Below are 14,581 nucleotides of genomic sequence, written 5' to 3' on the forward strand. Positions count from 1 at the left end.
TAATTTAATCTCAAACCCGTTGAAGTGCGGGATTTTTGGCAGGAATTCGAACGAATATTAGAAGAATTTAATAATGTAAATACAATTTTTAATGAAAAAAATATTTAGACTTATAATTTTAGTCATTTCATTTAACGCTTCAGCACAAGAGATGTCTAATAATATGGTTGTAGCAGAAGAAGATAACAGAAATGGAAATGGATATTATACCAGCTATTTAATTGCATTACAAAATCTTAATGATGTAAAAAAACTTGACATCCAAAAAGAAGATTCTGATCTATTTTTAAACAGTCAAACTTATTTTCCAAACTTAAATGACTTGGTTATTAATTTTTCGAAGAAAGTTTATAAATCCAGAGATTTTGAAAATTTTAATAATTTAGAAAACATAATGATTACTTATTCCTGGAATTTAACTAAACTTCCTGACAACTTCACTTCCCTGAAATCTTTAAAAAAAATTTTCATATATAATTGTGGGCTAGTAGACTTAAATGAAAACTTCTTTTCAAATCTAAATATAAAATCGGTTGGAATTTGCGGAAATCATATAAGCAAATTACCTTCAATTCCATTGAACAATAACATACAATATCTTAATATTGGGTATAATCCAATATCCGAACTACCAACCAGTTTCGAAAATTTAAAAGAACTAAAAACATTATCATTAAAAGGTACTGATTTTGAGATATTCCCAAGTGAAATTCTTGATCTAACTAAAATTGAAAAATTAGAATTAAGCAAAACAAGAATAGCAAACATACCCACTGAATTAATTAAACTTAAAAACTTGCGTAATTTATATTTAGTAGGGCTAAATATAAAACAAATACCTTCTTCATTAAAGGATTCTCAATTAACTAATGTTTGGATTTCTGATGAAAATTTGAGTAAAAAAGAAAAAAATAATATCATAAAATCTCTTCCAAAAAAGTGCAATATATATTGGACATCAAATTATAATCAAATGCTGGATATAGATGAAAAATGTTATTGCGAAAGATAATGAAACTATAATAACTAACGCCAACAACGTATTTGGGCAATAGGTTTATTAGAAAATTGGTTTTGTATTTGGGTACGATAGCTATCGTGATTTGGCAAATCCAAAAAACGGGCTTAATTTAGTCCCAAACCCTATGTTTCTCAAAAAGTTAGCGATCAAACTAAAACGAAACTCTAGAAAAACTAAAAATGGAACAAGCTTTATTTCCGACTTTAAATACAGAAAGACTTTTGCTTCGACAAATAAAACAAGAAGATATACAAAGTATTTACTGCGGACTTTCAAATCCTGAACTAGTAAAATACTATGGAATTAGTTTTGACTCTTTAGAATCTACTGAAGAGCAAATGATTTGGTATAGAAATTTGGAACAAAATGAAACGGGAATTTGGTGGGCTATTTGTTCTCCTGACAATACTATTTTTTACGGAGCAGGTGGATTTAATAACTTGAATAAAGAACTCAAAAAAGCAGAAATCGGATTTTGGCTTCTACCTGAATTTTGGAAAAATGGATTTATGCAAGAAGCTTTTCCTATAATTTGCAATTACGGATTTGAGAAACTCAAACTAAATAGAATTGAAGGCTTCGTGGAAAGCGAAAATAAAAACTGTAAAAAAGCTATTGAAAAAATGAATTTCAAACTCGAAGGAACAATGCGAGAGTGCGAAATTAAAAATGGTGAATATATAAATGTAGCTATTTACTCGAAACTAAAAAAGGATTAAAATCCTGAACAGCTAACAGCAGTTCATTGTATTTTATACAGCACTAATTTCAAGCTTATATCCTTTCCCGCGCACCACAACAATTTTTATATTGGGATCAAATTCCAGTTTTTTTCTAAGTTTTGATATGAACATATCCAGACTACGGCCCACAATAACACCTTCATCTTCCCATATCTCTTTTTGAATTCGGCTTTTCTCGATAATCTCGTTGGGAGACAAGGCAAAAATGAGCAATAAACGGGTTTCCGTTCCGGTTAAGTCTATTGACTTTTCGTTTACAATAAGTTTTTTGTTTATTGTGTCAAACAGCGCCGAGCCAACAGTGATCCTATCGCTATGTCCATTGTTAGATAAAGCTTTTTTCGACTTAAAAGGTTTCAAAAGGATAAATCCTAAAAATCCTAAAAAGGACAGGCTGCCCAGTAGATATCCATTCTTAACTCTATTTATACCTGTTGGTTTGAACTTAATGGTAATCTTATAACAGGCTTTGGGCTGCTTTCTTCCTGAGCAGGCTACAATATTATCTTTCTTGTTTTTGGAAATAGCATATCCATAAGCTACACTTGAATCACTACAGTTCAAAACATTAACAATATAATTGCCTGCAAGCGGCGCTTCGTCTAAAAAGCGACTGGTCGTATTCATTAAGCTGTCCGGTTGAAAAGTAAAGTCACTCTCAAAACGAATCAGGTATTCATTTTCTGCGATTTTTTTCACGGGCAGCACTCGTGATGTACTATCGCCTGACTGCAGGAGTATTTCATGTCCAATTTTACGGAGTAAAACTTCTCTTCTGGCAAAGTTAAAGTCATCACTATCCTCACTGTTAAAAGCAGCACAGATTACACAGATAAGTGAGAGAACTAATAATCCGAACACGTATTTGCGTTTTCCCGAAAGGAGAGTTCTGCTATTGAACATAGTTTTAAGTTTTATTTGCAAAGTTTACATTTTTCTGCTATTAAACATAGTGTCAAGTTTTTATTTACAAAGTTTACATTTTTATTTACAATCATAAGCTCATAATCAGCAAAATAGTAAAGTAATTTTACTTCATAAACTTTAAATGATATAAAACTTTATTACTAATTAAAACAACAAAAAGATGAAAAAAATCCTTTATGTGCTTATCTTATCGCTGGTTGTGGTAAGCGGTGCAGTATTTGCTAATCGTGAAATTAAAAATGAAACTTCTAAAAAGTCAAGCTCAAAGCCTCTTTCTCTTGCTGAAAGGAAAGCTGCATTAAAAAAATGGGAAGCGACACCTGATGGTATAATATACAAAAAATGGCAATTGTCTCCTGTCGGTAAAAAAGTGCATGCCAGCGTTACAAAAATAAGCAAGCCGGTTATAGCATATACCAATATGGACGCAGTTATAACCTCTCTTTCTCTTCCACCAGACTCAAATTTAGGTTTTGGTATAATGGTCAATATTAATGGCGATGATTATATTCTTGTTTTTGGACCAGAAAAGGTTGGTACCAATATTTTGAGTTTTAAATATGAATTTGAGCAATTACATCAACTGAAAGTTAACGACAAAATAATTATAAAAAGCCATCATGTATCGCAGGCACCAAAATATGCCTTTCCCATAATAGCGGGCGACTATGTAGAAAAAGACGGTAAAACAATTTATAAACGTGAAGTTAGTAAAGACGGTTGTTAAGTAAATAAATTATCAAAATATTTTTACACATATGCTTTGTTGGAAGTTCTAAACAGCTAAACTTTAAATTTAATTTATATAAAATCAGTGGACGATTTCCATTAGCTTAAATCTGTTTCATTTTATAAATTGAAACAAAATTGCTACTTCCTCATAAAATAAAAAGAGTCTGTCTGAAAAATACTTTCAGACAGACTCTCTATTAATTTCCAAATCTTTCAATCATACGAATAGTTCAAAAAACTAATTTTTCAAATCCACCGTAACCTGAAATATTTTGCCTTGAAAAGTAAAAGATACGTAAACACTATCTTTTTCTTACTGCATTTTGCTGATTGTGTACGAAGCATTTTAATGTGATCTTTTACTCTTGTGTTTATAGCTCAGCGTAAAGAAAAATACATACTTTGGGGAGCTGAGTGTTTATACTCCCTATTGTTAAATTAGTGTCCTTAAATTTACTTTAACTACAGTTCTCTATCACATCACTTTTATTTATCACTACCAAGGTACAAGTAACCAGATTTACTAATCGTTTCATCTCCTTTTTTATATCTTAAAATATAAAAATAGGTTCCGGCCGGAAGACCTGCATCCCTATTTACTGTAGTTCTTCCATCTGAAAATCCTCTAAACATAATATCGCTTTCATTATAAGAATTTGCATCAAAAACTTTAATTCCCCAACGATTGTAAATTTCAACTTTATTGTCTGGATATTTAGTAATTCCTTTAATAAGAAAAGTGTCATTTACTCCATCTCCATTTGGTGATATTGCATTGTGAATAATTAAATCTCCAGGCGGTTCAGGATTTGCTTTTTTAACCATTGCAATTGTAAAAAGGCCATAACCACTAACCTGAGTTGTAATTAATTTTGAATAGGTTGCACCAGTAAGAAGATCGGTAGTAACACCTTTTTCATTAATCCATTTTGATGTACTTTCATCCCAACGTGTGATTGCCAGTTCTTTTGTCGGATCTTCTACAAAAAAAGAAGCTGGGGTCGTATTTTTATCCAATGTTAAACTTAGAATAATTTTCTCACTGCCTTGATTTTGTATCAAATTCCAATATTCAACCTCATCAATTGATAAAATTGACTCTTCTCTACTCGTATAGGGATGTGTACTTCCTGCACTTTGAAAAAAATATTGAGTCGTATAAACATTGCTGATATTACTGGCTTTATCATGATAAGTTGGTCTAAAATAAAAATTATCACCAACCGGAAACTCAAAATTTAAATTCCCAATATTTTCAACCTGTCCATCTACAAAACTCAAATTGCTGGCATCTGAATGAAAAGCATTTTGATCAAAAATCATTTTACCATTAAAACTTGCTCCATCTACAATTCCGTTTTTAAATGCTGACATTTTATTTACCATAATAGAGGTCTTCAATAGAAAAGGAGTTACGTCAGACAAATTATTAAACTCAATATTTTGAAAATGCGCTGTTTCTAAACCTTCAATTGATTGCACTTTCTGACCAATAAAAAAAGTCTTTCCATCACTTGTATCGGTAAAAGTTACAAGTCCGTCATTTTTGAAATTAGAATAGACATAGAAATTTCCGTCATTTAAAAAATCACCGCTCAGTTTGTTATCAAAATCAAAAACGGTTGCAAGCTGTGTATTGGGCGCAACAGAAAGTTCTCCAACATTTACAGTTTGTGCAGAAACTTTATTTATAAAAAACAGTATTATAACACTATATTTTAAATACATTCTCATCATATCTTTCTCTTTATAATGATACTTTTCATTCTTTGAAATACCTGTATTAAAACATCATAAATGAGATGTTTTATTAAAATATCCATTCTTTACGGAATAACATATGCAGAATTAATATTTGTCTGTGCATATTGAATAGCCCACGCCATTGCATTAGCATACATTATACTATTATAAACAGTTACTGAGCCAAAGTAAGATTTTGATAGCGGAACTCCTGTTCCTGAAATTTTTGCAGGCCATATATCTGTCGCTGTATTTCCTGAATCTCCTGCACTCCAGCCTGAATCTCCTATGAATAAATACCCCAAAGTATTATGTTTGAAAGCAAATATTTTGGTGGCATCACCGTTTTGCGTTGATAATACAGTAACATTTGCCGGCAATCCCGTTACATAATAAGAGTTGTTTAGATCGCTACCTAAATTAAATCCAGCAATAGGAGAAAATGGGCCTTGTAAAATAGGGTCTGCAACATTGAGAATAGGATTTGTAAATGTACTTCCGGAACCTGAAGCTACGACTGTAGTTGAACCGCAAATTGTATTAATCACGTTTGCTATGACAGTTGCGTCGTTCTCTTCGGAATCAATTAGTACTCCTTTTTTGTTTTTAACAAAGTCATTTAAAATAGTAATTGAAGCCGCGTTAGGATGATAATTATATCCAATAACGATGACATCGATATTATTTGTATTTATTGAATTTTTTAAATCATTTCCCTGATTATACCCCCCATTAACAATTGTTAAAGCCTGTATCTGAACTGTTCCTGTAGGACTAAAATTTGTTGTGGAAGCTAATATTGCTCGTGAAGAATTTCCTGTTCCGGATGACCCTGGCTGATAAACGCCTTCTCCAAGTCCAAGTACTTTCATGGTTCGGAAAACAAATGTCACGGATTTATTACAAGCTGTTGCCCCATTCGTGCTATTCGCAGTAATTGCATAAGAAAATGTACCTCCTGATGTTGGCGTACCCGTTGCTGTCATTACTACATTTTGCGCTCCTGTTGAACCAAATGTACCTGTTGCAGAAAAACTGACTCCATTTACTGTATTTGTAGAAATAGTGTAAGCGCCAACGTAGGTTACATTTACAGGAATTGTCATAGTGTTAGCGGCTGTCATGGCAATTCCCGGGGCATAACTACCGCTAGTTGTAGTACCGGCACAATTTGTAGTGTAAGTTACCGGTTGAGCGGCTACATTTACATTTAATGTACAGGTTGCAGCTCCGCCCGGAGTTCCGGTAATTGTCAATGCATTTGTACCAACTACTGTTGGAGTTCCTGTACCGGTTAATATTACATTTTGCGCTCCTAAAGCGGATAAGTTTATTAAGCCGCTAGTGAATGAAATTCCATTAAGAGTAGTAGTAGAAATGGTGGTTGATCCAGTTGCGGTAACATTTATAGGCAATGTTATGGTATTGCCTGCAGTTAAGGCCGCATCCTGTAAATAGGTTCCATTTTGTGTTGCTCCGGCGCAATTTATTGTAAAAGTAACTGGAGCAACTGTTACTGGAATACCAGAGCAAGAAGCGCTTGCCTGGGTGGTTGCGTTTGAGGCCAGATTAAAATTATTTAAACCTGATGCAGTTGGTGTACCTGTACCTAAAAGCTCAACTGTCTGACTTGGTGTGGTGTCTGTAAAAGTTCCGGTTCCACTAAAAGAATATCCATTTACGGTGTTGGTATTCATGCTCCAAAAACCGGGAACACTCGGACTAACAGTAACTGTTAATTTATTGGATGCGCTTAATGGAATACCTACATTATAGGTTCCAATAGTGTTTATTAATCCGCAATTAATCGAAAAATCGACAGTCGCAGTTTGAACAAAGTTATTAGGTATACAAGTACTTGCTTTTCCATTTAAGTTAATTGTTACAGCATCTCCAGGATCTGGAGAAACATGACCGTTATGAGGCGTTCCGGTACCTGCCAGAAGCAATGTATAAGTACCTGCCGTAGGAAAAGTACCGCTTGTACCAAAATAATATCCATTGGTTGTCGTTGCCGAAACTGTATAGACACCTGGCTGAGTTACCGTAACGGGAATTGGTAAATAATTAGAACTATTTAATGTTGACCCTTGTTTATAAATACCAACCGCCTGGACCTGGGAACATTGGGCAAAAGAGATTTCAAATACTGCAGGAGGTAACGTACCGCAAATACTTAACCATATATTTTGCAGCTGGCTCCAATAATCAAAACAGCCGGTTGTGGTATTAAATATCAAAAGTCCGTCGGTTAAATTTGCTGGGACTATGGCGTCTCTTTGCGCAGTTGTCATTCTCGGAGTAAGCATTCCTTTATTACTACTTTCCATTTCAAGAATTGCTCCTGGCCTAGCAGGTTCGGGGCCAGTACTTATTGTTCCGTCTTTTAACTTAGTAGAATTTACCTGAGCAAACAGAGAACTCAAACTGAGTAAACTAAAGAATATGACAAAGATATTTTTTTGAGTTTTATATAATTTTACTTTCATAGTATTTATATTTTAAATCTACAATAATATAAGTTGTTCCTTATGATTTTAGAAGTTACTGACTTGTAGCAAAATTTTTATTTATTTTGTTCAGTAATTAATTTTTCCAGTTTTTCTAAACGTAAATTCATTTGTTTTGAAGCTTCTTTTAGTTCTTGTATCTCTTTGTCTTTCGCTTCAATTGCTTTATTTTGCTCTATAATATGCAAATAAATCTCCTCTGTTTTTTCCAGTAATTGAATTGATAATTCAGACATATTAAAGGCATATCCTTCTTTTGTTTTTTCTAGTTCATTAATTGGAGTTATGCCAGGAAGATGTTTGTATTTTTTAATGTAGTCCTCTATTTCTGGCAAACGTTTAAACTTATAGTCAGATTTAATTGTGGAACTACCTTTAAAATAATCCTCGAATACATAATCAGCATAATAATTATTTACAGTTGAGATTCCGCCATTAACCCTTAGCTTTTCATTTGAAATCGCAGATGGAGTTGTATATCCAATTCCAACCCATCCGTTGGTATAAATATCTTCTGTATTTGTAGTAGCGCCCACATTAGTAATTGTACTAAACCAAGGTTCTTTTACAGCCTGACTTAAATCCAAAGAATTTAATTGAAGGTTTTCATCAGTATAATCTAAATTTCCAGTTGTTGCATTTACTTCCAATTTTGTTAATGTCTGAGCTGGTCCAATTAAATCCACCATTTTAAACTCGGAAGCATTTCCATCTTCATCATTATAGATTAAGGAATGAGCGGCACCATCATAAGTTAACGAAGTAAGCGTTTCAACACCTTTTACTAAAACGGACATATTAATTGGATGAGCAACACTGGCTTCGTCAGTAAAAGTTAAAGTATGTATGTCAATCAATTGACCATATTGATCAGTACCTTGTGTAACGACGTCATTTAGAGAACTTATACTTTCTTGAATTGCTACTGGTGCTCCACCAGCCTCGTTCGTATAATTTGCAATTGTGTTTCCAGTAACAACTACAGGGGCTACAACTGTTACGGTTTCATTTGCTTTAATTGCTGGTGTGAGATCTAATGCTGTACTTGGAACTCCATTTACGGTCGTAACTAAACTTGCGCCAGAGAGTGAAGTTAAATTGCTGTTTATTATGGTCACTGCTGTTCCTGGCACTCCATTTACAGTTGTACTTAAATTATTATCGTCCGATGTATTAGAAACTGTTGTGGCCGGAATAAGAGAACTTGCCGTTACCGTTTTAAAAACGCCATTGGCATCTGCCACGACAACATTATCCGTATTAATTCCTGTTTGTAAACCTTCCACTCGTACTGGATCAATACCTGTAGCAGGTATTATATGGAAAGTATTAGTTGGAGAATCAGTTCCTATACCCACATTTGTATTTGCTCCACCGAGAACTAAACTGTTACTTGTTGCAACAAAAGCTCCTGATCCGATAGCCGTCGCATAGCTTAAGCCATCTGCACTACCTGTAAATGCACCAATTAGGGTTACATCTTCTCCTGATCCTAAAGTCAAACCAGAAGAATAACCGATAGCAGTATTACGATTTCCTTGTGTAAGATTTTGAAAAGATGAATTTCCAAAAGCAGTATTTTGACCGCCATTAGTACTTAAATTGAGTGCAAAATAACCTGCTCCTATGTTTTCAGAACCTGTTGTATTAGAAGTCATTGCTGAAAAACCTAATGATGTATTATTCTGGCCTGTTGTGTTATTACTTAGTGCCAATGTCCCAACAGCAACATTATTAATTCCGCCTGAAGAATCAGTTAATGCATTTACTCCGAAAGAAGTATTATTTACTTGTAATCTTCCTGCTATCGTAGAATTTCTTTTAAAGACCAAATCAGCATCATCTATTGTTCCTAAAAAATGAAATGACGATTGAATACCCATATTACCCTCAATACTCCAATTAAAAAAATTAAGCTCTTTTACAGTGGTTTTTTGCAGGACACCTGTAAAAGGATCGACAACAACCACGTCATTGAAAGGAGGCGCATTCATTAAGCCTTCAATAGCTAAAGTATTTGACGGATCAGTTAATATTGATGTTGGATTTGTTAATGTCCCGCCTAATTGCACATTTCCATTTGTAGCTGTTAATCCATTATCTGCAGTTATCAATACAGGGACCGCCGGACTCGTTGCAACACCATTCACTGTTGAAATAAGATTACCATCTGTTGCTGTAAGTGTATTCGTAGTTGCCGCCGAGATAGCCGGAGCCAGATCTAAGGCAGTACTCGCAACCCCATTTACTGTGGTAGTTAAACTTGAACCTGTAAGTGAAGTGGCGTTACTGTTCACTATTGGAGCTCCGGTACTTGTTTTTCCGTTTACTGTAATTGTGGAAGTATTTACTGATGATGCATTAGATACTGTAGTTGCAGTTGTAATAGCGGTTGGAGTTAGTAAACTTCCTCCATCTGTTCCAACTCCCAAAATATTCCCCGCATCGGTACTTGTTACAACTGCAGTTTGATCAACTGCATTTTCATTGGTATAGGTGATCAGACCGCTGGCAGGATCTTGTGCTAAATTGGTTAGCACTTGTCCGGCCGCAATCGCTGGCGCTAAGTCTAATGGCGTACTCGAAACTCCATTTACTGTGGTAGTTAAACTTGAACCTGTAAGTGAAGTACCGTTGCTGTTCACTATTGGAGCTCCGGTACTTGTTACTCCGTTTACTGTTATTGTGGAAGTATTTACTAATGATGCGTTAGATACTGTAGTTGCGCTCGTAATAGCGGTTGGAGTCAGTAAACTTCCTCCATCTGTTCCAACTCCCAAAATATTCCCCGCATCGGTACTTGTTACAACTGCAGTTTGATCAACTGCATTTTCATTGGTATAGGTGATCAGACCGCTGGCAGGATCTTGTGCCAAATTGGTTAGCACTTGTCCGGCCGCAATCGCTGGCGCTAAGTCTAATGGCGTACTCGAAACTCCATTTACTGTGGTAGTTAAACTTGAACCTGTAAGTGAAGTACCGTTGCTGTTCACTATTGGAGCTCCGGTACTTGTTACTCCGTTTACTGTTATTGTGGAAGTATTTACTAATGATGCGTTAGATACTGTAGTTGCGCTTGTAATAGCCGGAGCCAAATCTAAAGCGGCACTGGCAACACCATTTACTGTGGTAGTTAAACTTGAACCTGTAATCGAAGTAGCATTACTGTTCACTATTGGAGCTCCGGTACTTGTTACTCCGTTTACTGTTACGGTTGTTGTGTTTACTGATGATGCATTTGAAACGGTAGTTGCGCTCGTAATAGCGGTTGGAGTCAGTAAACTTCCTCCATCTGTTCCAACTCCCAAAATATTCCCCGCATCAGTGCTTGTTACAACTGCCGTTTGATCAACTGCATTTTCATTTGTATATGTTATTAAACCACTAGCAGGATCTTGGGCTAAATTGGTTATTGTTTGAGCAGAAGTAATAGCCGGAGCCAGATCTAAGGCAGTACTCGCAACCCCATTTACTGTGGTAGTTAAACTTGAACCTGTAAGCGAAGTAGCATTACTGTTCACTATTGGAGCTCCGGTACTTGTTACTCCGTTTACTGTAATTGTGGAAGTATTTACTGATGATGCATTTGAAACGGTAGTTGCGCTCGTAATAGCGGTTGGAGTTAGTAAACTTCCTCCATCTGTTCCAACTCCCAAAATATTCCCGGCATCAGTGCTTGTTACAACTGCAGTTTGATCAACTGCATTTTCATTGGTATATGTTATTAAACCACTAGCAGGATCTTGTGCCAAATTGGTTAACACTTGTCCGGCAGCAATCGCTGGCGCTAAGTCTAATGGCGTACTCGCAACACCATTTACTGTGGTAGTTAAACTTGAACCTGTAATCGAAGTAGCATTACTGTTCACTATTGGAGCTCCGGTACTTGTTACTCCGTTTACTGTAATTGTGGAAGTATTTACTGATGATGCGTTAGAAACGGTAGTTGCGTTGCTAATCGTCGCCGGAGTTAGTAAACTTCCTCCATCTGTTCCAACTCCCAAAATATTCCCCGCATCGGTGCTTGTTACAACTGCCGTTTGATCAACTGCATTTTCATTGGTATAGGTGATCAGACCGCTGGCAGGATCTTGTGCCAAATTGGTTAGCACTTGTCCGGCAGCAATCGCTGGCGCTAAGTCTAATGGCGTACTCGCAACTCCATTTACTGTGGTAGTTAAACTTGAACCTGTAAGTGAAGTACTGTTGCTGTTCACTATTGGAGCTCCGGTACTTGTTACTCCGTTTACTGTAATTGTAGAAGTATTTACTGATGATGCGTTAGAAACGGTAGTTGCGTTGCTAATCGTCGCCGGAGTTAGTAAACTTCCTCCATCTGTTCCAACTCCCAAAATATTCCCGGCATCAGCACTTTTTACTTGTACTATTGTAGCAATCCCAGTTTCATTGTTATAGGTTATTGCTCCTGTTGATGTATTTTGGGCTAATGTTGTAACCGTTTCGTTAGCTTTAACAATCGTACTGATATCTACTAATTGTGTATTTCCTGAATTATCAATATAACTAAACTGATTGGTAGTCGAATTAAAAGTTACATTGCCAGCGGTTTTATTAACAATATTCTGAATGATATTGGTCACAGCAGGATCATTAGCAATTGTTGTAAAGTTTGTGGTAACATCGCCCACAACATCAATGTTTACTGCCGCTCCCGATTCGTTATTATAGGTATAAGAACCTCCGCCATTATTAATTAATGTTGTAACCGTTTCGTTGGCTTTAACAATCGTACTGATATCTACTAATTGTGTATTTCCTGAATTATCAATATAACTAAACTGATTGGTAGTCGAATTAAAAGTTACATTCCCAGCGGTTTTATTAACAATATTCTGAATGATATTGGTCACAGCAGGATCATTAGCAATTGTTGTAAAGTTTGTGGTAACATCGCCCACAACATCAATGTTTACTGCCGCTCCTGATTCGTTATTATAGGTATAAGAACCTCCGCCATTATTAATTAATGTTGTAACCGTTTCGTTGGCTTTAACAATCGTACTGATATCTACTAATTGTGTATTTCCTGAATTATCAATATAACTAAACTGATTGGTAGTCGAATTAAAAGTTACATTGCCAGCGGTTTTATTAACAATATTCTGAATGATATTGGTCACAGCAGGATCATTAGCAATTGTTGTAAAGTTTGTGGTAACATCGCCCACAACATCAATGTTTACTGCCACTCCTGATTCGTTATTATAGGTATAAGAACCTCCGCCATTATTAATTAATGTTGTAACCGTTTCGTTGGCTTTAACAATCGTACTAATATCCACCAATTGAGGATTTCCGGCATTGTCTATATAGCTAAATTGATTAGTGGTTGAATTAAAAATAACGATTCCTTTTGTTTTGTCTACAATTTGCTCTATGATATTAGTAACCCCAGGATTATTTACAATCGTACTGAAATTAGTAGTAACATCCCCTACTATATCAATTTTTACTGCCGTTCCTGCTTCATTAGTATAAGTATAGGAACCGTCTGGATTTCCAACAATTGTTGTTACTGTTTCTTTAGATTTTATAATCGCTCCAATATCAATTACCTGACTAACACCTGTATTATCAACATAACTAAAAACATTATTAGTAGGGTTATAGGTAACCGTTCCCGGAATAGAATTAGTCTCAGAGGAGATAACAATTCGATTCCATTTAGTATTATACCAATAGTAGTATCCCGGCTTTAAATCTGAAACAGTTGCAGTATTGAAAACTAATAAACTGTTTATATTACCATTTTTAATGGTGACAGCATCCGTGGAACTTGTTAAATTAATTCTTGGTATTAATACACCTTTATCGCTTGCAACTACTTCTAATTGAGTTGAAGAATTCGGCATGGTAGTTCCAATACCGACTTGTGAATAAGCTGTATAACTACTTAGAATCAAAAATACGGAGAGTAATTTATTCTTCATAAGACTTAATTATTATGAGTTATCAAAAAAAACTAACTTTAATCAAAATCAATATATGAGGCGAAGAAAAGAGGAGAATACCAAATATTTAGCTATCTCAAAATTCAATAAAATTTAAACTAATGGCTTAGAGTAATAAAAGATAAATTGCAGGTTATTGAAAAACAACTGAGTTATAAAATCAATTGGGGAAAATGATTTTGGTAAAAAAAAAAAAAAACACAAAACACAAAACACTAATAATCAAATATATAACTTATTAATTAATAATAAAAAACTTATATCATAAACTTTTATATAATATCTACAATGCAGTAATAATAAATTCGCTACGTCTGTTTTCCTGATGTTCCGCTTCGGTACAAGAAACGCCATCAGCACATTTATTTACAAGCTGCGTTTCTCCATAACCTTTACCGGTTAACCTGTCTGCTTTTACACCGTTTTTAATCAGCCATTGTATGGTAGATTTTGCTCTTCTGTCAGATAGGGCTTCGTTGTATTTAAAAGTAGCACGACTATCTGTATGTGAACGAATATCAAGTTTCATGCTTGGGTTTTCATTTAAAACAACCAATATTTTTTCTAAATCAATTGCAGCTTCTTGTCGGATATTTGATTTGTCTAAGTCAAAATAAATCATTTTTATTTTAAAGCATTTTCCCAGATCATCACCAATCGTTACTTTGCAAGTGACAGGATCTAAACTAATGGGTAAGCTTGTTTTTCCGGATAGTTTGCCGATCGTTATACTAACTTCTTTGGTAGCATATTCTTCTTTTTCTGCTCTCACATTATAGCTTTTACCACAGTCAACCGGAAATTTATAAACTCCGTTAACGTCAGCAATTGTGGTGTTTTTTACCACCATATTTTCATAAAGTGAAACTTTTGCTCCCGGTAAAATAACAGCTGTTTCGGAATCGGTTATTGTACCACTTAATTCCTGAATGC

General features: G+C 35.0%; 8 protein-coding genes. 3 read left to right on the top strand and 5 right to left on the bottom strand.

The annotated features are described in order from the left end of the window. Nucleotides 1–91: 91 nt before the first annotated feature. A complete protein-coding gene (locus tag B0A65_RS20520; protein ID WP_074663344.1) occupies nt 92–1,012 on the top strand; it encodes a leucine-rich repeat domain-containing protein in 921 nt (306 codons plus the stop codon). 188 nt (nt 1,013–1,200) lie between these two features. Continuing rightward, nucleotides 1,201–1,740, top strand: a complete 540-nt coding sequence (locus B0A65_RS20525; RefSeq protein WP_074663347.1) for a GNAT family N-acetyltransferase — start codon at nt 1,201–1,203, stop codon at nt 1,738–1,740. Nucleotides 1,741–1,773: 33 nt separating this feature from the next. Here B0A65_RS20525 and B0A65_RS20530 read toward each other — a convergent pair whose 3' ends face one another. Continuing rightward, nucleotides 1,774–2,667: a winged helix-turn-helix domain-containing protein gene (locus tag B0A65_RS20530; protein WP_074663350.1), complete on the bottom strand. Its 894-nt coding sequence runs from the start codon at nt 2,665–2,667 to the stop codon at nt 1,774–1,776. Nucleotides 2,668–2,851: 184 nt separating this feature from the next. Here B0A65_RS20530 and B0A65_RS20535 point away from each other — a divergent pair, with 184 nt between their 5' ends. Next, the gene (locus tag B0A65_RS20535) at nt 2,852–3,418 is read left to right on the top strand and encodes a hypothetical protein (RefSeq protein WP_074663352.1); all 567 of its coding nucleotides are present in this window, start codon (nt 2,852–2,854) and stop codon (nt 3,416–3,418) included. A gap of 491 nt (nt 3,419–3,909) precedes the next feature. On the opposite strand, the gene B0A65_RS20540 is transcribed toward B0A65_RS20535, so the two are convergent. The 4 genes from B0A65_RS20540 to B0A65_RS20555 all read right to left on the bottom strand — a co-directional run. Next, complete coding sequence (locus tag B0A65_RS20540) at nt 3,910–5,160, bottom strand: gliding motility-associated C-terminal domain-containing protein (RefSeq protein WP_083370526.1); 1,251 nt, start codon at nt 5,158–5,160, stop codon at nt 3,910–3,912. Between the two features lie 89 nt (nt 5,161–5,249). Beyond that, on the bottom strand, nt 5,250–7,655 hold the full coding sequence (locus B0A65_RS20545) for a beta strand repeat-containing protein (RefSeq protein WP_074663358.1): 2,406 nt from the start codon (nt 7,653–7,655) through the stop codon (nt 5,250–5,252). A 77-nt stretch (nt 7,656–7,732) separates the two neighbouring features. Further along, entirely contained in the window at nt 7,733–13,627 is a 5,895-nt protein-coding gene (locus B0A65_RS20550; protein ID WP_089069658.1) for a beta strand repeat-containing protein, read from the bottom strand. 304 nt (nt 13,628–13,931) lie between these two features. Next, nucleotides 13,932–14,581: OmpA family protein (locus B0A65_RS20555; protein WP_207556470.1), on the bottom strand; the 650-nt coding region annotated here is incomplete at its 5' end.

This window comes from Flavobacterium frigidimaris, assembly GCF_002217275.1.
Lineage (GTDB): Bacteria > Bacteroidota > Bacteroidia > Flavobacteriales > Flavobacteriaceae > Flavobacterium > Flavobacterium aquidurense.